Source organism: Streptomyces sp. NPDC040405 (assembly GCF_055595765.1).
Map to the genome: position 1 here is coordinate 1,376,786 of NZ_JBVIVI010000001.1, position 23,418 is coordinate 1,400,203.

The window sequence follows — 23,418 nt, forward strand, 5'->3', positions numbered from 1 at the left end:
CCCCAGCGCTCCGGCAGCTCCAGCGCCGCCACCCGGCCCAGACCCCACACCTGCGCCTGCACCGGGCTGACCGCGCCATCCGAACGCCCAACGGCTACGGCACCCCGCGTGGCCACCCACAACGGCGCACCGACACCCGCATCGCCCAGGGCCTGCGTCACAACAGTCGTACCCAGCAGCCCATCACCGCCCCCGAGGGCCAGCAGCGACACCACGCCACCGGTCACGGCCTCGCCGCCGACGGCCGAGGTCAGCCGCTCCGCCACCGCAGCACGGTCCTCATCGGCAGCCAGCTCGACCCGCACCACGTCGACACCGCGGTCGTCCAGCATCCGTACGACACCGGCCGCCCACGCATCCTCGACCGACCCCGCCGGTACGACGACCAGCCAACGACCGCTCAGGGAAGCAGCAGCACGGTCGCTGACCGGCTTCCACGAAACCCGGTAACGCCAGCCATCCACCGCCGAACGCACAACCTCCTGCCGCCGCCACGACGACAACGCAGGCAGCACCTCGCCCAGCGAAAGCCCCGGATCCACCTCCAACTCCGCAGCCAGCGCGGCTACATCCCCACGCTCCACCACATCCCAGAACCGCCCGTCAACGGCAGAACCCGGTCCGGCCTCCGCCACCACGGCCGCCCGTGCCGGGGCGTCGACCCAGTACCGCTGGCGCTGGAAGGCATACGTCGGCAGCTCGTCCGACTCCACCCGCCGCGCACCCGCACCAGTGAAGACAGCCGTCCAGTCCGGCGTCACCCCACGCACATGCGCCCGGGCGACGGCCGACAGCAGAGCCTCGGCCTCGGGGCGATCCTTGCGGCAGACGGCGGCGAACGCGGCGTCGGTGTCGTCGCCGGTCACGCACTCCTGCGCCATCGCGGTGAGCACACCGTCGGGGCCCAGCTCGACGAACGTCGTCACACCCTGCGCTTCCAGAGCACGCACGCCATCGAGGAAACGCACCGCCTCGCGGACATGCCGCACCCAGAAGTCGGCGGTCGTGATCTCCTCGGCGAAGACGACGTCCCCGGTGAGGTTGGAGACGATCGGTATGCGCGGGGCCTCGTACGACAGCCCCTCGGCCACCGCACGGAACGCCTCCAGCATCCCGTCCATACGCGGCGAATGGAACGCATGGCTGACCGTCAGCCGCTTCGTCTTACGGCCCTGAGCCTCGAACGACGCCGCGATCTCAACCACAGCGTCCTCGTCGCCCGCGATGACCACCGCTGTGGGCCCGTTGAGGGCGGCAATGCTCACCCGCTCACCGAGCAGCGGCAGAACCTCGTCCTCCGACGCCTGCACCGCGACCATCGCGCCACCAGCCGGAAGCTCCTGCATCAACCGCCCACGCGCCGCAACCAGCGTGCACGCGTCCTCAAGGGACAACACGCCCGCCACATGCGCGGCAGCCAACTCACCAATGGAGTGCCCGGAGAGGAAGTCCGGCGTCAGACCCCACGCCTCGACCAGCCGGAACATAGCCACCTCAACCGCGAACAACGCAGGCTGCGTGAACCCGGTCTGATCCAGCGCAGAGGCATCGTCCCCGAACAGCACATCCCGCAACGGTCGCTCAAGCTGCAGGTCCAGATGCGCACACACCTCATCCAACGCATCCGCGAACACCGGGAAAGCGTCATACAGCTCGCGGCCCATCCCCAGCCGCTGGCTGCCCTGACCCGTGAACAGGAACGCCAGCTTGCCCTCGGCGACCGTCCCCTCGACCACACCCGAGACAGACTCGCCCTCTGCCAGCGCATCAAGCGTCCGCAGCAGCTCATCCCGGCCACCAACGCTGACCACCGCACGCCGCTCCAGAGCAGCGCGCCCGACCGCCAAGGCGTGAGCCACATCGAGCAGCCCCGACTCCGGCCGCGACTCCACAAACGCCCGCAACCGCGCGGCCTGCTCCCGCAGCGCCTCGGTGTTCTTCGCCGACAGCACGAACGGCAGCACACCGCCGAGACCACGCGGCTCGGCCACCTCAACCGGTTCATCGACCGGCGGCGCCTGCTCGATGATGGTGTGCGCATTGGTGCCGCTGATACCGAACGCGGACACGCCCGCGCGGCGCGGACCGCCGGTCTCCGGCCAGCCCATCCGCTCGGTCAGCAGCGACACCGCACCCGACGCCCAGTCCACGTGCGGCGACGGCTCGTCCACATGCAACGTCTGCGGCAACACGCCATGCCGCATCGCCAGCACCATCTTGATGATGCCCGCGACACCGGCGGCGGCCTGCGTGTGACCGATGTTCGACTTGATGGACCCCAGCCACAACGGCTGGCCCGACCGGTCACGCCCGTACGTGGCCAGCAGCGCCTGCGCCTCGATCGGGTCGCCCAGCGTCGTACCCGTACCGTGCGCCTCGACCACATCCACATCAGCGGCCGACAACCCCGCACCGGCCAGCGCCTGCCGGATCACCCGCTGCTGCGACGGACCATTCGGCGCCGTCAGACCATTCGACGCACCATCCTGGTTGATCGCCGAGCCACGTACCGTCGCCAGCACCGGGTGGCCGTTGCGGCGAGCATCCGACAGCCGCTCCACGAGCAGCATGCCCGCGCCCTCGCCCCAGCCCGTGCCATCCGCACCGGCCGCGAACGCCTTGATACGACCATCCGCAGCCAGCCCACGCTGACGGCTGAAGTCGATGAAGTTGTCGGGCGTGGACATCACGGTCACACCACCGGCCAGCGCCATCGAGCACTCGCCCGAGCGCAGCGCCTGCACCGCCATATGCAGGGCCACCAGCGACGACGAACACGCCGTGTCCACCGTCACCGCCGGGCCCTCAAGCCCGAAGGTGTACGCCACCCGACCGGACACCACACTCGCCGCGTTACCGGTGCCCCAATGGCCCTCAAGCCCGTCAGACGCCCGCTCGAGCGACAGGTAGTCCTGTCCGTTGGTTCCGGCGAACACACCGACCTGCTGACCACGCACAGTGGCCGGGTCGATGCCCGCCCGCTCGAACGCCTCCCACGACGTCTCCAGCAGCAACCGCTGCTGCGGATCCATGGCCAGCGCCTCACGCGGCGACACGCCAAAGAATGCCGCATCGAAGTCGGCAACGTCGTAGAGGAAACCACCCTCGCGCGTGTACGAGGTGCCCTGACGCTCCGGGTCCGGGTCGTACAGCCCCGCCAGGTCCCAGCCACGGTCATCCGGGAAGTCCGCGATCGCGTCCCCACCCGCCGACAGCAACTCCCACAGCTCCTCGGGCGAACGCACCCCGCCCGGGAAACGGCAGCTCATCGCCACAATCGCGATCGGATCGTCGGCCACCGCAACCGTCGGCGCAACCACACCACCGGTAGCCGCGACATCCACGCCCAGCAGCTCAGTACGCAGGTAACCCGCGAGAGCCGACGCCGTCGGATAGTCGAAGACCAGCGTCGCGGGCAGCTGAACACCCGTCGCCGCGATCAGCCGGTTACGCAGCTCCACTGCCGTGAGCGAGTCAAAGCCCAGCTCACTGAACGCCCGATCGACGCCGATCGACTCCGAGCCGTCATGACCCAGCACCGCGGCCACCTGGCCACGGACCACATCCAGCAGCAACCGGTCCCGCTCGGCCTCACCCAGCCCGGCAAGCCGCGCGGCAAGCCCACCCTCGGCGGAAGCGCCACCAGCGTCCTGCCCCGGCTGCGCCACGTCCGCGAACTCCGCGATCAGGCGGCTCGGACGTACGGCAGTGAGGTCCGGCGCGAACCGGGCCCAGTCGATGTCCGCGACGGCAACCGCCGCGTCGTCCACGTCCAGCACCCGCTGAAGGGCGGCGATCGCCACCTCCGCGTCCATCGGCGGCAGACCGCCACGGCGCAACCGCTGCTCCAGGGCATCGTCCGCGGCCATGCCGCCCTCGGCCCACGGACCCCAGGCGATCGACGTAGCAGGCAAGCCCTCGGCACGCCGACGCTCGGCCAGCGCGTCCAAGGAGGCGTTGGCAGCGGCGTAATTGCCCTGACCCGCGGCACCGAACGTGCCACTGATCGAGGAGAACAGCACAAACGCCGACAGATCCAGCTCACGCGTCAGCTCATCGAGATGCGCCGCCGCGCCCACCTTGGCGCGCAGCACGGTCGTAAAGCGCTCGGGCGTCAGCGCGTCGAGCACGCCGTCGTCCAGCACACCGGCCGTGTGGAACACGCCGGTCAGCGGCAACTCCTCCGGGACGGAAGCCAGCAGCTCCGCGAGCGCATCCCGGTCCGCCACATCGCAGGCGGCCACCGTCACTCGGGCACCGGACGCGGCCAGCTCGTCCCGCAGCTCCACCGCACCCGGAGCCTCCAGCCCACGACGGCTGGTGAGCACGACATGCCCAGCGCCATTCGCCACCAGCCAGCGGGCCACGCGCGCACCCAACGCACCCGTGCCACCGGTCACCAGAGTCGTACCGGCGCCCGGTGTCCAGGACCCGTCGGACGACGCGGTCGATGTGGCTCGTACGAGGCGGCGCCCGAACACGCCCGACGCCCGCACCGCGACCTGGTCCTCGCCACCGACCCCGGCCAGCACCTCCGCCAGCCGCGCCACCGCACGGTCATCAGCCGTCGCCGGGAGGTCGACCAGACCACCCCAGCGCTCGGGCAGCTCCAGCGCCGCCGCCAGGCCCAGACCCCACAGCTGCGCCTGCACCGGGCTGACCGCGCCATCCGAACGGCCCACAGCCACCGCGCCACGCGTGGCCACCCACAGCGGCGCGCCGATGCCCGCATCGCCCAGCGCCTGGGCCAGCGCCGCCGTGGTCAGCAGCGCGTCACCCTCAGCGAGGGCCAGCAAGGACACCACACCGGTCACGGCCTCGTCACCCACGGCCGAGGTCAACCGCTCCGCCACCGCGGCACGGTCCTCATCGGCAGCCAGCTCGACCTGCCGCACCTCGACACCACGGTCGTCCAGCATCCCGACGACACCGGCCGCCCACGCGGACCCAGCCGATCCCGCCGGTACAACGACCAGCCAACGACCACTCAGAGAAGCGGCAGCACGGTCGGTGACCGGCTTCCACGACACCCGATAACGCCAGCCATCCACCGTCGAACGCTCCGACTGCCGCCGACGCCACAACGACATCGACGGCAACAGGGCTTCCAGAGCGCCATTGTCCTCGTCACCAAGACCCAGCGTCGCAGCAAGCGACTCCAGATCCCCACGCTCCACCGCATCCCAGAAACGAGCATCCACGGCATCCAGCGCCGCGGCACCGGAGGCGACCGTGGCCGTCGACACATCCAGCCAGTACCGCCGACGCTGGAAGGCATACGTCGGCAGCTCCACCCGACGCGCACCAGCCCCCGCGTAGAACGCCTCCCAGTCCAAGGCCACACCCCGGACCTGCAACGTGGCAAGAGCACCGGCCAGCGTCCCGGCCTCCGAACGACCCTCACGCAGAACGGCGACAAAAGCCGTCGCGGCCGCGCCCTCGGTGAGACAGTCCTGCCCCATCGCGGACAGCACACCGTCGGGCCCGAGCTCGACGAAGGTGGTCACGCCCTGCGCTTCCAACGTCCGCACACCGTCGAGGAAACGCACAGCCTCACGGACATGCCGCACCCAGAAGTCGGCAGTCGCGATCTCCTCAGCAGAGACCAGCTCACCCGTCAGGTTCGACACGATCGGGATGCGCGGGGCCTCGTACGACAGCCCCTCCGCCACCTCACGGAACGCCTCCAGCATCCCGTCCATGCGCGGCGAGTGGAACGCATGGCTCACCGTGAGCCGCTTGGTCTTACGGCCCTGAGCCTCGAACGACGCCGCGACCTCAACCACAGCATCGTCGTCACCCGCGATGACCACGGACGACGGCCCGTTGAGGGCGGCAATGCTCACACCCTCACCGAGCAGCGGCAGAACCTCGTCCTCCGACGCCTGCACCGCGATCATCGCGCCACCGGCCGGAAGCTCCTGCATCAACCGACCACGCGCCGCCACCAACCGGCAGGCATCCGCCAGCGAGAGCACACCCGCCACATGCGCGGCAGCCAGCTCACCAATGGAGTGCCCGGAGAGGAAGTCCGGCCGCACACCCCACGCCTCGACCAGCCGGAACAGCGCCACCTCGATGGCGAACAACGCAGGCTGCGTGAACCCGGTCCGGTCCAGCGCCGAGGCATCATCCCCGAACAGCACCGTCTTCAGCGGCCGTTCAAGATGCGCGTCCAGCTCATCGCATACGGCGTCCAGCGCCTCCGCGAACACCGGGTACGCCTCGTACAGCTCACGGCCCATCCCCAGCCGCTGGCTGCCCTGCCCCGTGAACAGGAACGCCACCTTGCCCGGCACCACCGAGCCCTGCACCACACCCGTGGCCGGTTCGCCGGAAGCCAACGCCTCCAGAGCACGCAGGAAACCCTCACGACCATCGGCCACCAGCACCGCACGGTCCTCGAACGCCGTACGCCCGGTGGCCAGCGTGTAGCCGATGTCGGCGAGGTCGTCCGTCTCGTCGGCGACGCTCAGCCGGTCGCGCAGGCGGCGGGCCTGGTCGCGCAGGGCCTCTTGGCCCATGGCCGACAGCGGCCACGTCAGCATGCCACCGGGGGCGTCCGACTCGGACACCACGGCCGGGGTCTCGATCGCCGGCGCCTGCTCGATGATGGTGTGCGCGTTGGTGCCACTGATGCCGAACGACGACACACCCGCACGACGCGGACGGCCATCGGTCTCCGGCCACTCCCGCGCCTCCGTGAGCAGCGAGACCGCGCCCTCCGCCCAGTCGACCTGCGAGGACGGCGCATCGACGTGCAGCGTCTGCGGCAGCACACCGTGCCGCATCGCCATCACCATCTTGATGACACCCGCGACACCGGCCGCCGCCTGCGTGTGCCCGATGTTCGACTTGATGGACCCCAGCCACAACGGCTGACCCGACCGGTCACGCCCGTACGTGGCCAGCAGCGCCTGCGCCTCGATCGGGTCACCCAGCGTCGTACCCGTACCGTGCGCCTCGACCACATCCACATCACCAGCGGAAAGCCCCGCACTGGTCAGCGACTGCCGGATGACCCGCTGCTGCGACGGCCCGTTCGGCGCCGTCAGACCATTCGACGCACCATCCTGGTTGATCGCCGAACCACGCACGGTGGCAAGAACCGGATGACCATGGCGACGGGCGTCCGACAGCCGCTCCACGAGCAGCATGCCCGCGCCTTCGCCCCAGCCCGTACCGTCCGCGGCCGCCGCGAAGGACTTGCACCGGCCGTCCGTGGCCAAGCCGCGCTGACGGCTGAAGTCCACGAACGTCTCAGGGGTGGCCATGACCGCCACACCACCGGCCAGCGCCATCGTGCACTCGCCCGAACGCAGCGCCTGAATCGCCAGGTGCAGCGCCACCAGCGACGACGAACACGCCGTGTCCACCGTCACCGCCGGGCCCTCAAGGCCCAGGGTGTACGCCACCCGACCGGAGGCAATGCTGCCCGCGTTCCCGGTGCCGATGTAGCCCTCGACGCCATCGGGGATGTCGGCTGTACCAGTGAGGTAGTCGTGGTACATGACGCCCGCGAACACGCCGGTCCGGCTGCCGCGCACGGTCGACGGGTCGATGCCCGCCCGCTCGAACGCCTCCCACGACGTCTCCAGCAGCAACCGCTGCTGCGGATCCATGGCGAGGGCCTCACGCGGCGAGATCCCGAAGAAGTCCGGGTCGAAGTCGGCAGCGTTGTGCAGGAAGCCGCCCTCGCGGGTGTACGACGTACCCGCGTGGTCGGGGTCCGGGTTGTACAGGCCGTCCAGGTCCCAGCCGCGGTCGACGGGGAAGCCGGAGATGCCGTCGCCACCCGCGGCGACGAGGTCCCACAGCTCCTCGGGCGTGCTCACACCACCCGGGAAGCGGCAGCTCATGCCGACGATGACGATCGGGTCGTCCTCCACCGCCGACACCGCGCCCGCGCCCCTGGTGAGGGCGGGTGCCACGGCCTCCTCGGCGCCCACCAGTTCCTCGCGCAGATAACCGGCGAGGGCGGTCGGGGTCGGGTAATCGAAGACAAGCGTGGCCGGGAGGCGCAGTCCGGTCACGGACTTGAGGTCGTTGCGCAGCTCGACCGCCGTCAGCGAGTCGAAGCCCAGCTCCTTGAACGCCCGCCCGGCCTCGATCACATCGGCCCCGCTGTGCCCCAGCACCGCGGCGACGCGCCCGCACACCAAGTCCAGCAGCTCACGGTCCTGTTCGGGCCGCGTGAGCCCGGCCAGGCGCCGTGCGAGGGTGGAGCCGTCGGCGGTGACGGCCGCAGTGGCCGCCCGCCGGACCGGGGCCCGCACCAGGCCGCGGAACAGGGCCGGTACGGTGCCGGTCGCGTTGGCCTCGGTACGCAGCCCCGCGTAGTCGACCCGCATCGGGAACAGCACCGCCGAGCCGTCGGCCCAGGCCGCGTCGAAGAGGGCAAGCCCCTCATCAGCGGCGATCGGGGCGCCTCCGCCACGCGCGATACGCCGCAGACCCACCTCATCCAGCCCGCTGCCCATGCCCGCACCGGCCCACAGACCCCAGGCCAGGGCGGTGGCGGGGAGCCCCTGCGCCACCCGCTGCTGAGCAAGCGCCTCCAGGAAGGAGTTGGCCGCGGCGTAACTCGCCTGCCCCGGAGCGCCGAACACCGCCGCCGCCCCGGAGAACAACACAAACGCCGACAGATCAAGGTCACGCGTCAACTCATGCAGATTCAGCGCCGCATCCACCTTCGGACGCAACACCCCCGCCACCCGCTCAGCAGTCAACGAGCCAAGAATGCCGTCATCCAGCACACCCGCCGTATGCACCACAGCGCTCAACGGATGCTCAGCCGGAATGGCCGCCAGCGTCCCGGCCAGCGCCTCCCGGTCGGCCACATCACACGCCGCCCAGGTCACCTCGGCACCAGCCGCCGCCAGCTCGGTACCCAACTCCTCCGCACCGTCCGCGCCAGCGCCACGGCGACTGACCAGCAACAGCCGCCGCACACCATGAGCCGAGACCAGATGACGAGCGAACAGAGCGCCCAGAGAGCCCGAGGCGCCGGTGATCAGCACCGTGCCGTCCTCATCGAAGGACGGAGCCGAATCGGTGTCGGCGTCGGCGTTGGCATCGGCGTCGGCGCTGACCGGCACCCGGGCCAGCCGAGGCGCGAGCACCGCACCCCCGCGCAACGTCAGCTCCGCCTCGTCCATGCCCAGCGCGGCAGGCACCGAACGGTACGAACCCTCCTCGCCGTCCGCATCCAGCAGCACCAGACGGCCAGGGTTCTCCGACTGCGCGGAACGGAACAGACCACGCACCGCGGCCTGCGGGAGATCCACCACACCCGCACCCGGCTCGGTCTCCACCGCACCCCGGGTCAGCAACACCAACCGCGACCCGACGAACCGCTCATCAGCCAGCCACGCCTGCAGCAACGTGAGCATGGCCTGCGTCGCCTCGTGCACGGCCAACGCGTCATCACGACCGCCGCCAAGACCGGCCAGCACCACGGCGTCCGGCACGGACACCCCGGCGCCGACGGCCGCGCTCAGCGCCGACAGATCGTCATACGCCGCCACCCGGATCCCGGGCCCGAACCCGCTCTCCAGCGAAGCGAGTTCCCCCGCATCCGCACCGAGCACCGCCCAGTCACACGTCGCCGCACCCGTCGCGGGTGCCGGAACCGGCGACCACTCCAGCCGGAACAGCGACTCGTGCAGCCCACCCCGGGCCGCCCGCACCTGGTCGGCCGACGCCGCCCGCAGCGCCACGGACTCGACCGTGGCCACCGCACGCCCCGTACCGTCAGCCACCAGCAGCGACACCGCATTCGTCGACTGCTCGGACAGCCGCACCCGCAGCGCACCGGCCCCCGCCGCGTGCAACTGCACACCACTCCACGCGAACGGAAGCAGCGGACCCTCCACCGACTCCGCCGCACGGGCAGGGCTGTCGAGGCCGATGGCATGCAGCGCGGCATCCAACAGGCCCGGGTGCAGGCCGAACGCCTCGGCCTCGGCGCCCGACGTCAGCGGCGCGTCCTCGGGAAAACCGACCTCGGCATACAGGTCCCCACCGAGCCGCCAGGCGCCCTTGAGCCCCCGGAACACCGGCCCATAGCCGAGCCCCACCCCGGCCAGCTCCTCGTACAGCCCCTCGACCGCGATCGGCGTGGCACCCTGCGGCGGCCACACACCCAGCTCATCCAGCTCAGCACCCCGGACCCCGACCGCGAGCACACCCGCGGCATGCCGCGTCCACGGCTCCGTCCCCAGCGCGTCCTGCCGCCGCGAATGCAGACTGAAGGAACGACGACCGGACTCGTCCGGCCCCTCCACCACGAGCTGCACCCGCACCCCGGTGTGCTCCGGCAGCACAAGCGGGGCCTCAAGAGTCAGTTCGTCCAACCGCTCACAACCCACCTGCGCGCCCGCGGCGCTCGCCAGCTCCACGAAGGCCGTACCGGGCAGCAGCACGCTGCCCATGACCACGTGGTCGGCGAGCCACGGGTGGGTACGGGTGGAGAGCACCCCGGTGAGCAGGAGGCCATCGGCGTCCGCGAGCGCGACGGCGGCGCCGAGGAGCGGATGGTCGATGTCGCCCAGCCCGATCGACTCCGGGTCACCCGCCGCGAGGGCGGCGGCGCTGGGCCAGTACCGCTGGCGCTGGAAGGCATACGTCGGCAGCTCGGCGGGCTCGATGCGGGCACGCGTTCCGCCGAAGACGGCGTCCCAGTCCAGCGGCACGCCACGGACGTACGCACGCGCGACGGCGGCCGTCAGCGCCTCGGCCTCGGGGCGGTCCTTGCGCAGGACGGACGCGAAGGCAGCGTCGCCGCCGGTCACGCACTCCTGCGCCATCGCGGTGAGCACACCATCGGGGCCCAGCTCGACGTACGTAGTAACGCCCTGAGCCTCCAGAGCACGCACGCCATCGAGGAAACGCACCGCCTCGCGGACATGCCGCACCCAGAAGTCGGCAGTCGTGATCTCCTCGGCGGAGACGACATCACCGGTCAGGTTCGACACGATCGGGATACGCGGCGCCTCGTACGACACCCCCTCCGCCACCGCACGGAACGCATCCAGCATCCCGTCCATACGCGGCGAATGGAACGCATGGCTCACGGTGAGCCGCTTGGCCTTACGACCCTTCGCCTCGAAACCGGAAGCGATCTCCAGAACCGCATCCTCATCACCCGCGATGACCACGGACGACGGCCCGTTGAGGGCGGCAATGCTCACACCCTCACCAAGCAGCGGCAGAACCTCGTCCTCCGACGCCTGCACCGCAACCATCGCGCCACCGACCGGAAGCTCCTGCATCAGACGCCCACGAGCCGCCACCAGCGCACAAGCGTCCTCAAGCGACAGCACACCCGCCACATGCGCGGCAGCCAACTCACCAATCGAGTGCCCCGACAGGAAGTCCGGCGTCAGACCCCACGCCTCAACAAGACGGAACAGCGCCACCTCAACCGCGAACAACGCAGGCTGCGTGAACCCCGTCTGGTCCAACACCCCCGCATCATCCCCGAACAGCACATCCCGCAACGGCCGCTCAAGGTGCAGGTCCAGATGCGCACACACCTCATCCAGCGCATCGGCAAACACCGGGAAGGCGTCATACAGCTCGCGGCCCATCCCCAGCCGCTGGCTGCCCTGCCCCGTGAACAGGAACGCCAGCTTGCCCTCGGCGACCGTCCCCTCGACCACACCCGAGACAGACTCGCCCTCTGCCAGCACGTCAAGCGTCCGCAGCAGCTCATCCCGGCCACCAACGCTCAGCACCGCACGCCGCTCCAGAGCAGCGCGCCCGACAGCCAAGGCGTGAGCCACATCGAGCAGCCCAGCCTCCGGCCGCGACTCCACAAACTCCCGCAACCGCGCAGCCTGCTCCCGCAGCGCCCCGGCGTTCTTCGCCGACAGCACGAACGGCAGCACACCGCCCAGACCACCCGGCTCGGCCACCTCAACCGGCCCGTCCACCACCGGGGCCTGCTCGATGATGGTGTGCGCGTTGGTGCCACTGAGCCCGAACGACGACACACCCGCACGGCGCGGACGGCCCGTCTCCGGCCACTCCCGGGCCTCGCTCAGCAGCGACACCGCACCCGACGCCCAGTCCACGTGCGGCGACGGCTCGTCCACATGCAACGTCTGCGGCAACACGCCATACCGCATGGCGAGCACCATCTTGATGATGCCCGCGACACCGGCGGCAGCCTGCGTGTGCCCGATGTTGGACTTGATGGAACCCAGCCACAACGGCTGCTCCCCATCCCGCTCCTGCCCGTACGTGGCCAGCAGCGCCTGCGCCTCGATCGGGTCGCCCAGCGTCGTACCCGTACCGTGCGCCTCGACCACATCCACATCACCAGCGGAAAGCCCCGCACCGGCCAGCGCCTGCCGGATCACCCGCTGCTGCGACGGACCATTCGGCGCCGTCAAACCATTCGACGCACCGTCCTGGTTGATCGCCGAACCACGCACGACCGCCAACACCGGGTGACCATTGCGCCGCGCGTCCGACAGCCGCTCCACCAGCAGCATGCCGACGCCCTCACCCCAGCCCGTGCCATCCGCACCGGCCGCGAACGCCTTGATACGACCATCCGCAGCCAACCCCCGCTGACGGCTGAAGTCGACGAACGCCTCCGGCGTGGACATCACCGTCACACCACCGGCCAGCGCCATCGAGCACTCACCACTCCGCAGCGCCTGCACCGCCATGTGCAGGGCCACCAGCGACGACGAACACGCCGTGTCCACCGTCACCGCCGGGCCCTCAAGCCCGAAGGTGTACGAGATCCGCCCGGACACCACACTCGCCGCGTTGCCCGTGCCCACGTGGCCCTCAAGCCCCTCGGGCGTGGCGGATACGAGCCCGGCGTAGTCCTGCCCGTTGGTCCCCGCGAAGACGCCGGTACGGCTGCCGCGCAGCGCCACCGGGTCGATACCCGCCCGCTCGAACGCCTCCCACGACGTCTCCAGCAGCAACCGCTGCTGCGGATCCATCGCGAGGGCCTCACGCGGCGAAATCCCGAAGAACGAGGCGTCGAAGTCGGCGACGTCGTAGAGGAAACCACCCTCGCGCGTGTACGAGGTGCCCAGACGGTCCGGGTCCGGGTCGTACAGCCCCGCCAGGTCCCAGCCACGGTCGTCCGGGAACTCGGCTACCGCGTCCCCGCCCGCCGTCAGCAGCTGCCACAGCTCCTCGGGCGAACGCACTCCACCCGGGAAACGGCAGCTCATCGCCACGATGGCGATCGGGTCGTCCTCGACGGCCCCGGCGACGTGGCCGGTCTCGGCCGTGGCGCTCCGGGTGCCGACCAGCTCCGTCCGCAGATGCTCGGCCAGCGCGGCCGACGACGGGTAGTCGTAGATGAGCGTGGCGGTCAGCCGCAGACCGGTGGCGGCGCCGAGCCGGTTGCGGAGTTCGACGGCGGCGAGCGAGTCGAAACCCAGCTCCTTGAAGGCGCGCCCCGCCTCGACCGCGTCGGCCCCGTCGTGCCCCAGCACGCCCGCGACGTGCGTACGGACCAACTCCAGCAGCGCACGGTCCTGTTCGGCGCGCGGCAGTCCGCCGAGCCGCTCCCCCAGGGGCGAGGCGGCGTCGGCGTCGGTGATCACGCGTCCGCCATACGGTCCGGTCGCGGACTGCTGCCCGGCCTGCGGTGCGGCGACCTCCGGGAGGTCGGCGATGAGCGGGCTCGGCCGTACGGCGGTGAGGGTGCCGACGAAGCGGTCCCAGTCGACGTCCGCGACGGTCACGCACGTGTCATCGGCGTCGAGCGCCTGCTGAAGAGCGGCCAGCGCCAGCTCCGGCGCCATCGGCGGCAGGCCCTCGCGACGCATACGCCGCTCCAGCGCGTCGTCCGCCGCCATGCCACCGTCGGCCCACGGACCCCACGCGAGAGCCGTCCCCACCAGCCCTTCGGCGCGCCGCCGCTCGGCCAGCGCGTCCAGGTAGGCATTGGCCGCCGCGTAGTTGCCCTGACCGGCCGCACCCACCGAACCACTGATGGACGAGAAGAGCACGAACGCCGACAGATCCAGGTCACGCGTCAGCTCATCCAAGTGGCGCGCGGCGTCGACCTTCGCACGGAGTACCGAGGCGAACCGCTCGGGGGTGAGCGAGTCCAGTACGCCGTCGTCCAGGACACCGGCCGTGTGGATGACGCCGGTCAGCGGAAGCTCGTCCGGCAGCGACGCCAGAAGCTCCGCCAGCGCGTTCCGGTCCGCCACATCGCACGCGGCCACGGTCACCCGCGCGCCCGACTCCACCAGCTCATCGCGCAGCTCCACCGCGCCCGGAGCGTCCAGCCCACGGCGGCTGCTCAGCACCACATGCTCGGCACCGTTCGCCACCAGCCACCGCGCCACGCGGGCGCCCAATGCACCCGTACCGCCCGTGACCAGCACCGACCCAGCACCCGGAGTCCAGGAGCCATCCGACGCCGAGCCGGACGCCCGCACCAGCCGACGTCCGAACACGCCCGAAGCGCGCACCGCGACCTGATCCTCGCCACCAAGCCCGGCCAGCACCCCCGCCAGCCGCGCCAACGCCCGCTCATCCACCGACTCCGGCAGATCGACCAGACCACCCCAGCGCTCCGGCAGCTCCAACGCCGCCACCCGGCCCAGACCCCACACCGAAGCCTGGCCCGGCACCACCGCGCCATCCGAACGGCCCACCGACACCGCGCCACGCGTCGCCACCCACAACGGCGCACCGACACCCGCATCGCCCAGCGCCTGCGTCACAGCAGCCGTACGCAGCAGCCCCTCGCCGCCCCCGAGGGCCAGCAGCGACACCACACCCGTCACCGCCGCATCGCCGACCGCCGCGCGCAGCCGCTCGGCCACCGCCGCCCGGTCGTCATCCCCGGCACCCAGCTCTACGAGCCGCACCTCCACGCCACGCTCGGCCAGCATCCGCACCACACCCGCGGACCACTCGCCCTCGGCCTCACCGGCCGGAACCACCACCACCCAGCAACCGTCCGGCACCCCGGCGGACCGGTCCCTCACCGGCCGCCACGACACCCCGTAACGCCAAGCATCGACCGCCGCACGCACCGCCTCCTGCCGCCGCCACGACGACAGCGCGGGCAGCACCTCACCGAGCGAGAGCCCCGGATCCACCGCCAGCTCGGCGGCCAGCGCGGCCACGTCCCCGCGCTCCACCACATCCCAGAAGCGCCCGTCGACCACACCGCCCGAAGTGGCGACGGCCGCCGTGGGGACGGGGGCGTTGAGCCAGTAGCTCTGGCGCTGGAAGGCGTACGTGGGCAGGTCGACGCGGCGGGCGCCGGTACCGGCGTACGGGGCGGCCCAGTCGACCTTCTTGCCCCGTACGTACGCCAGCGCCACCGCCGCGGTCAGGGTCTCGGCCTCGGGGCGCGCACCGCGCAGCGCGGCGGCGTACACGGTGCCGTCGGCCTCGGGCAGACAGTCCTGTGCCATGGCGGTGAGCACCGCGTCGGGGCCCAGCTCCAGGAAGGTGGTGGCACCCTTGTCGGCCAGGGTGCGGACGCCGTCGAGGAAGCGCACCGCGTCGCGGACGTGGCGTACCCAGTACTCGGGCGAGCACAGCTCGTCGGCGGTGGCGGGGCGCCCGGTGACGGTGGAGACCACGGGGATGCGCGGCGGGGCGTACTCCAGCACCTGGGCGACGCGCCGGAACTCGGCGAGCATGTCGTCCATGAGCGGGGAGTGGAAGGCGTGGCTGACCGTGAGCCGCTTGGTCTTACGGCCCTGCTCCTCGAACGCCGCCGCGACCTCGGCGACAGCGTCCTCGTCGCCCGAGACGACCACCGAAGTCGGCCCGTTCACAGCGGCGATCGAGACCCGCTCACCGAGCAGCGGCGCCACCTCGTCCTCCGACGCCTGCACCGCGACCATCGCGCCACCGGCCGGAAGCTCCTGCATCAGACGGCCGCGCGCCGCCACCAGCGCGGCGGCGTCCTCCAGGGAGAACACCCCGGCCACATGGGCCGCGGCGATCTCGCCGATGGAGTGTCCGGCGAGCAGGTCGGGACGCAGCCCCCAGGACTCGACGAGGCGGTAGAGCGCGACCTCGACGGCGAACAGGGCGGGCTGGGTGTAGTCGGTGCGGTCGAGGAGCGCCGCCTCGGGCGATCCCTGCTCGGCGAAGAGCACATCGAGAAGCGGGTGTTCCAGCTGCTCTTCGAGGTACCAGCAGGCGTCGTCCAGGGCTTCGGCGAAGACGGGGTACGTGTCGTACAGCTCGCGGCCCATGCCGAGGCGCTGACTGCCCTGGCCGGTGAACAGCAGGGCGAGCTTTCCGGCGGCGGGGGCGCCCCGGACGACGGACGGTGTGTCGCCGCCCGCGGCCAGGGTGCGCAGCGCGTCGAGGACTCCCCCGCGACCGTCGCGGCCGTCGCTGCCATCGCTGCCGTCGGCGAGGAGCACGGCGCGCTGCTCGAAGGTGGCGCGGGTGGTGGCCAGGGAGTGGCCGATGTCGGTGAGGGCGAGGCCCGGGTCGGACTCCAGCAGCGCGTGCAGCCGCTCGGCCTGGTCGCGGAGGGCGTCGGTGGTCTTGGCCGACAGGACCCAGGGCAGTACGGCGGGGGCGGGGTCCCCGGTGACGTCTTCGGCGCCCTCTTCGGCGGCGGGCGGCTGCTCGATGATGGCGTGGGCGTTGGTGCCGCTCATGCCGAAGGAGGAGACACCGGCTCGGCGCGGACGGCCGTTCTCCGGCCAGGGCCGCGCCTCGGTCAGCAGCTCGATGTCGCCGGTGGTCCAGTCGACGTGCGGGGACGGCTGGTCGATGTGGAGGCTGCGCGGCAGCACTCCATGGCGCATCGCCATGACCATCTTGATGATGCCGCCGACACCGGCCGCGGACTGGGTGTGGCCGACGTTCGACTTGAGCGAGCCGAGCCACAGCGGCTGCCCCTCCGGCCGCTCCTGCCCGTACGTGGCGAGCAGCGCCTGCGCCTCGATCGGGTCGCCCAGCGTCGTCCCCGTACCGTGCGCCTCGACCACATCCACATCACCAGCGGAAAGCCCCGCACCGGCCAGCGCCTGGCGGATGACCCGCTGCTGGGCGGGGCCGCTGGGGGCGGTGAGGCCGTTGCTGGCGCCGTCCTGGTTGATGGCGGTGCCGCGTACGACGGCCAGCACCCGGTGGCCGTTGCGCTGCGCGTCGGACAGCCGCTCCACCAGCAGCATGCCCACGCCTTCGCCCCAGGCGGTGCCGTCGGCGGCGGCGGCGAACGGCTTGCAGCGGCCGTCGGCGGCCAGGCCGCGCTGGCGGCTGAAGGCGATGAACGAACCGGGGTTGGCCATGACCGCCGCACCACCGGCGAGCGCCATGGTGCACTCGCCCGTGCGCAGCGCCTGGACGGCCAGGTGGAGCGCCACCAACGACGACGAGCACGCGGTGTCGACGGTGACGGTGGGGCCTTCGAAGCCGAAGGTGTAGGCGATGCGGCCGGACGCGACGCTGGCCGCGTTGCCGGTGACCAGATAGCCCTCGAAGCCCTGCTCGGCCTCGTGCAGCCGGGGGCCGTAGTCCTGGGTCTCGGCGCCGACGAACACACCGGCCCGGCCGCCCCGGAGGGTCGCGGGGTCGATCCCGGCCCGTTCGAAGACCTCCCATGAGGTCTCCAGCAGCAGCCGCTGCTGCGGATCCATCGCGAGGGCCTCGCGCGGGGAAATTCCGAAGAACGCCGGATCGAACTCATCGGCGTCGTGCAGGAATCCGCCTTCGCGGGTATAGCTGCTGCCCGCCTTGTCCGGGTCGGGGTCGTAAAGCCCGGCGAGATCCCAGCCCCGGCCCACCGGGAATTCGGAGATGACGTCTTTTCCGCCCGCGACGATTTCCCAGAGTTCTTCGGGGGAACCGGCCGAACCGGGGAATCGGCAGCTCATTCCGACAATGGCGATGGGCTCGTCGGGGGCGATCGGGGCCGCGGTGGAGTCGTCCGAGGGGGCGTCTGAGGTGTCGTCGGCGCCGAGCAGTTCGGTGCGCAGACGGCGGGCGAGGTCGGCCGGGGTGGGGTGGTCGAAGGCGAGGGTGACCGGCAGCCGCAGCCCGGTGGCGGCGGTCAGCCGAGCGTGCAGGTCGACCGTGGCGAGGGAGTCGAAGCCGAGGTCGAGGAAGGGACGCTCGGGGTCGAGGACGTCCGGCGCCTTGTCCTTGAGGGCCTGTGCGACGACCTCGCCGACCCATGCGGTGAGGGCCTCGGCGCGCTCGGACTCGGGGAGGGCGGTGAGCTGGTCCCGCCAGGGGGAGGGTCCGTCGGGGGCGGCGACCTGTATTTCCGTGTGCTCGGGCGTCAAATCCACGGACTCACTCACCATCACGCGCCCCATTACCTCGCAAGACATACACCTAGACCGTAGGTCAGCCTTACACAGGGCAGGGGGACGGGATACCCCTTCAAACCCCCTATGGGCCCCTATTGTTCCTTTGGGGTCCCGTATTCGCGGGCCGTCCCGTATTGGCCACGCTTAGCTCACCAGAATGCATGAGAATTCCGGTGACGACAAGGAGTTCGAAGAAACGGGGGGGCATTCGGAAGGGAAGCGGGCCGCGGCGGCGGGAAGCTGTTCAGAGGTGGAGGGGCGGCCTTTCGGTCCGCCCCTCCACCTCTCGGGGGATCGCCAGTTGGTCAATGGAGGGTCAGCCGCGGTCCGGGGCCCGCTCGATGAATGGGGCGAGCAGCCCGGAGACCGTGGTCTCGGCGAGGGCGATCCCCTGGCCTTCGGTCAGGTCGTACACGTGGTAGACGCCCTCGCCCGCCGCGGTGGTGGCACCGACGGTGAGCAGCCCCGCCCGGCGCTGGAAGGGCGTGCGGGAAATCTTCCAGCCGATGATCGCCTCGCGCTGGAGGGCGACGGTGCGGTGGGCGAACGTCCCGGCGGAGGCGACCAGATAGCGGCCGCGGAGCCCATGGCCGAGGGTGCGGTAGGCGTTGAAGGCGAAGGCCACCAGGATCGGCACCAGCACCACACCGGTGATCACTCCGGCGATGACGAGCCCGGTACCGAGCCACAGCCCCAGCCCCACCGGGACCGCCGCGATCAGAACCGACCAGATGAGGGCGCGGTTGATACGGCGTCGCAGGGCGGCCCTGGGGTGCCGGACGAGGCCGTCGCGCTCCATCAGACCGGGCTCGTTCAGACCGGGCTCGTTCAGGCCGGGCTCGTTCAGGCCGGGCTCGTTCAGACCGGGCTCGTTCACCGGCAGCGCCTCGGCGGCGACCCGCAGGGCCTCGGCGCGCGGGGTGGGGGAGGTCAGGGCGCGGCGGCGGCGATTCTCGTCCTCGCCGCCCAGGCCGCTGGCGACGGCGTTGAGCTTGGCGCCCTTGGCCCAGCGCAGCGGAATGGGCTCGACGAGTTCGAGGCCGCGCAGATTTCGTTCCGCGATGGTCACGGAGCGGGTGGCCAGCAGCCCGCGGCGGACCCGGAGCGCTCCGCCCTCTTCGCGGCGCAGCTCGTAACCGGCCCAGTTCTCGATGAACGTGGCGGTGGAGCCGACCATGCCGAGGGCGACGATGACGAGGACGGACACCAGGATTCCGTACCAGAGCGGAACGGAGCCGAAGCGGTGCTCGATGTCCTTGACGATGCCGAGTTCGAGCGGGTTGACCTGCATCTCGTTCAGGGTGCGGTACACACTGCCCGCGGCGATGAAGACACCGCCGACGCCCCAGATGGTGAGCGGGCCGTAGCGCAGCCAGGACCAGTCCAGTCGGCAGAGCACACCGTCGTTGTCGGCCACCGCGCGGGACCGGCCCGCGTCGCGCAGGGCGATGATCCGGCCGCGCAGTTCGAGGGCCTCGGCCTTGGTGATGCCGTCGAGGGAGAGCCTGCGCGCGACGGCGTCGCTCTGCTCCCCGCTGTCGATCCGCAGCGTGGTGAGTCCGAAGACCCGGTGGACCGGGTTGGCGGTGAGGTCGACGCCGCGGATGCGGCCGATCGGGACCGAGCGCTCGCTGCGGAAGAGCCAGCCCTTGCGCAGCTCGAAGCGGTCCTCGGTGAGCCGGAAGCGGGTGGTGAACAGCCGCATCAGGCCGATGCCGCTGATGACCAGGAAGGTCACGAACAGCGACGCGAGGGTGATGATGATCTGGAGGTTGGTCTTGCCTCCGGTGAGCGCGAGGCTGGCGAGGAACATGGCCAGCGGTGCGCCGAGGATGGACAGGTTGACCAGGAGCAGCCGGCGGTTCAGCCTCCCCCAGTCCTGGTCGACCGCGGGGGCCGACACCGTGGTATCGGGTGTCATGTGGCGTCCTCCGGGACCGACTCGACGCGCGCGGCCAGGTACTCGACCAGGTCCTGGGCGGTCTTGTGGTCGATGCCCTTGATCTTCACCGCGCCCGAGGAGGAGGCGGTGGCCACGGTGACACCGGAGAGGCCGAACATCTGCTGCAGCGGGCCGCGCAGGGTGTCCACCGTCTGGACCCGGGACAGCGGGACGACCCGCCACTGCTGCCACAGCCACCCGGAGGCCGCGTACACGGCCTCGTCGGTGGTCTCCCAGCGGTGCACCCGGTAGCGCCAGGAGGGCATGACCCCCATGTACAGCAGTCCGGGGACGCACGAGATCAGCGTGGCCCACATGAAGAACTCACGCGTCGGGGGGATGGTGGCCCACAGGATCCCGAAGGTGAGCGGCAGGGGCAGGGCGAACAGTGTCGACTGCAGCGTCCACCAGCCGATCGCACGGCGGTCGACCCGGTGACGAGGCGGACGGAGCCTCAGATTGTCATGGCGTTCCACTGTTTCACCCTGCTCTTGCTTCGGATGGGTGCCGGGGGACGGCCCCGGCGGGGTTGGCGGACTATGTAATCAGGCTTCGGCCGACGCCTTGTCCTCGGCCTGCTGGGGCAGCTCGCCGCTCCCGGCGCCCTGGCCGCTTCCGGCCTCCTGGGCCCGCAGCTTGCGCATCTTGGCCAGCAGGACGGCCGTACGCGTCAGCACCATGGCCAGCGCCATGAAGATGAAGGCGTTGGAGTAGGTGTCCTGACCGCTGATCCCGTATTCGATGGAGAACTTGATCAGACCCATGGGGAACCAGTGCTCGGCGCCGTAGACGAAGATGATGCGTCCGCTGGAGAGGACGATCCACACCACGGCGTAGCCGATGCCGCCGATCGTGTACAACGCGCCCGAGCCGGCGTCCCGGTAGGCGGGCAGCAGCGCTCCGGCGATCAGACCGCAGATGACACCGATACCGACGCCCACGAGCTGCAGGGACAGGTCGTTGTCGCCCTTGGTCGGGAAGGAGTGGACGAAGATCGCGATGACCACGGCCACGGCGATGATCGAACGTGCCATCCGCATGGTGGTGATGCGACGGCGGCCGAGGTCGGTCGCCAGGACGATGGTCAGAATCGTTCCGCTGGCGATCAGCGCGGCCATGAACTGGCTCAGCTGGGGCATATTACGACGTTCTCCAAGCCAAGAGGTCGATGTGCTTCGCGGTGTGACGACTGGCCGTCCCACCGAGATCAACGCTAGAAGCGGGCCAAGCGACGCGCGACGACTGAACGGTGGGTTCCGGCTGTCAACCGACCGGTGGACACGGTGGACACCCGTGGTAGTACTGAGGCCGTGCGCAATCACTCCCCGGGGGACGACTCGCCGACCGGCGCGTATTACGGCCCCGAGTCCGGCACCCGCTGGTTCGGCCTCTGGGACGGCTTCTTCGCCGTCTCCTACCTCGTCACCGCGACCCTGCTGCTGCTCTCGGACGGCTCCCAGGTCGACCACTCCCTCCCGATCGCCGCGCTGACACTGATGGTGCCCTGGTACGCGGCGGTCGGCCGGTCTCTGATGATCGAGGCGAGCTACGGGTCACGGAACCTGGTCTTCGCGCTGGTCCTGGTGGCGCTGTTCTGCGCCACCACGGCGTTCAGCCTGATCGGCGCCTTCGCGCTGTTCGCGGTCATCCCGATGCTGATCATGAGCCTGCCGATGGGCCCGGCGGTCGCGCTGGCCACGGTGGCCAATCTGTGCCCCGTGCTGGTGGTGGCGTTCGTCGGCGAGGACGTGGGCCTGAGCGTCTGGGAGATCGTCCCCATCTCCCTGCTGAGCATCGCGCTGTCGTTGCTGCTGGGCATGTGGATCAAACGGGTGGTGCGGCAGAGCAAGGAGCGGGGGCTGCTCATCGAGGAGTTGCGGCGCAGCCGGGAGCGGGAGGCCAGGCTGTCCCACGAGGCCGGTATCTCCGCCGAACGCGAGCGGCTGGCCCGGGAGATCCACGACACCCTCGCGCAGGGCCTGACCAGCATCATCAGCCTGGTCCAGGCGGCGGAGTCGGAGGTGCGTGGCGCACCGGACCAGGCGGAGAACCATCTGTCGCTGGCCGGGCGGGTGGCCAAGGAGTCGCTGGCGGAGGCCCGTGACTTCGTGGCGGCCCTCACCCCGCCCGCGCTGCGCGGCGGCTCGCTGGTGCAGGCGGTGCGGCGGCAGGCGGACGGGCTGATCGCCGAGACCGGCCTGGAGGTGCGGTGCTCGGTCAGGGGCGAGGAGCACCCCCTGCCGATGGCGGTCAGCGTCGTGCTGCTGCGCTCGGCGCAGGAGGCCATCGCGAACGTACGCAAACACGCCAAGCAGGCCCGTACGGTGGATGTGATCGTGGCCTTCGACGACGACGGCGTCCGGCTGCTGGTCCGTGACGACGGCGAGGGCTTCACCCCGGACGGCACGCAGGAAGGGTACGGGCTGCGCGGAATGCAGGCCCGGATGGAGGAGATCGACGGAGTGGCGTCCATCGTCAGCAGCCCCGGGCGGGGCACCACCGTCGAGGTGAACGTGCCGGTGACAGCGCTGGCCGGGGAGGCATCGCATGCCTGAGAAAGAGCCGAGCGGACCGATCAGGGTTCTGCTGGCCGACGACCATCCCGTGGTGCGGGAGGGCCTGAGCGCCATGCTGGATTCCGCCGACGGCATCACCGTCGTCGGGCAGGCGGGTTCCGGTGAGGAGGCCGTGGTCCAGGCGGTCGCGCTGCGACCGGACATCATCCTGCTGGACCTGCGCATGGGCGGGATGGACGGGGTCGAGGCCACCACGCAGATCCTGCGGCAGGAGCCCGGCTGCAAGGTCGTCATCGTGACCACGTACGAGGACGACTCCGACATCCTGCGCGCGGTGGAGGCGGGCGCCGCGGGCTATCTGCTGAAGGGCAGTTCGCGCCAGGAGCTGATCGGCGCCGTCCAGACCGCGGTGCGCGGCGAGACGGTGCTCACCCCGTCCCTCGCGGGCAAGCTGCTGCGCACCCGGGTGGCCGAGCCGTCGCCGCTCTCCGGCCGGGAGCGCGAGGTGCTGCGGCTGGTCGGCCAGGGGCTGACCAACGCCGAGATCGGCGGCAAGCTGTTCGTGGCCGAGGCCACGGTCAAGACGCATCTGCTGCGCTCGTTCAAGAAGCTGGGCGTCTCCGACCGCACGGCCGCGGTGATGACGGCGATGGAGCGGGGCCTGCTGTCCTGA

Annotated in this window: 6 protein-coding genes (1 of these 6 running past the window's edge); 2 read left to right on the forward strand and 4 right to left on the reverse strand. The window is 71.0% G+C overall.

Going from position 1 to position 23,418, the window contains the following annotated elements; genetic code table 11:
- From ACZ59A_RS05505 to ACZ59A_RS05520, 4 genes are all read right to left on the reverse strand, one after another.
- Window positions 1-18,266: the beginning of a type I polyketide synthase gene (locus ACZ59A_RS05505; protein WP_470953818.1), read on the reverse strand. The gene continues 20,701 nt to the left of window position 1, outside the view; only the first 18,266 of its 38,967 coding nucleotides appear in the window; it begins with the start codon at window positions 18,264-18,266; the stop codon falls past the left edge of the window.
- 337 nt (window positions 18,267-18,603) lie between these two features.
- Entirely contained in the window at window positions 18,604-20,208 is a 1,605-nt protein-coding gene (locus ACZ59A_RS05510) for a PH domain-containing protein (protein ID WP_470953820.1), read from the reverse strand.
- The gene (locus tag ACZ59A_RS05515; protein ID WP_470953823.1) at window positions 20,205-20,705 is read right to left on the reverse strand and encodes a PH domain-containing protein; all 501 of its coding nucleotides are present in this window, start codon (window positions 20,703-20,705) and stop codon (window positions 20,205-20,207) included. The genes ACZ59A_RS05510 and ACZ59A_RS05515 overlap by 4 nt, the downstream gene beginning before the upstream one ends.
- Before the next feature lie 69 nt (window positions 20,706-20,774).
- A complete protein-coding gene (locus ACZ59A_RS05520; RefSeq protein WP_470953826.1) occupies window positions 20,775-21,368 on the reverse strand; it encodes a hypothetical protein in 594 nt (197 codons plus the stop codon).
- Window positions 21,369-21,539: 171 nt separating this feature from the next.
- Between ACZ59A_RS05520 and ACZ59A_RS05525 the strand changes: the two genes are divergently transcribed.
- On the forward strand, window positions 21,540-22,784 hold the full coding sequence (locus tag ACZ59A_RS05525; RefSeq protein WP_470953828.1) for a sensor histidine kinase: 1,245 nt from the start codon (window positions 21,540-21,542) through the stop codon (window positions 22,782-22,784).
- Window positions 22,777-23,418: a response regulator transcription factor gene (locus tag ACZ59A_RS05530; protein WP_470953830.1), complete on the forward strand. Its 642-nt coding sequence runs from the start codon at window positions 22,777-22,779 to the stop codon at window positions 23,416-23,418. Before ACZ59A_RS05525 ends, ACZ59A_RS05530 begins: the two co-directional genes overlap by 8 nt.

Coding starts and splice junctions, on each gene's coding strand:
- ACZ59A_RS05510 (WP_470953820.1), bottom strand. CDS start 20,208: ATGACACCCGATACCACGGTGTCGGCCCCCGCGGTCGACCAGGACTGG.
- ACZ59A_RS05520 (WP_470953826.1), bottom strand. CDS start 21,368: ATGCCCCAGCTGAGCCAGTTCATGGCCGCGCTGATCGCCAGCGGAACG.
- ACZ59A_RS05530 (WP_470953830.1), top strand. CDS start 22,777: ATGCCTGAGAAAGAGCCGAGCGGACCGATCAGGGTTCTGCTGGCCGAC.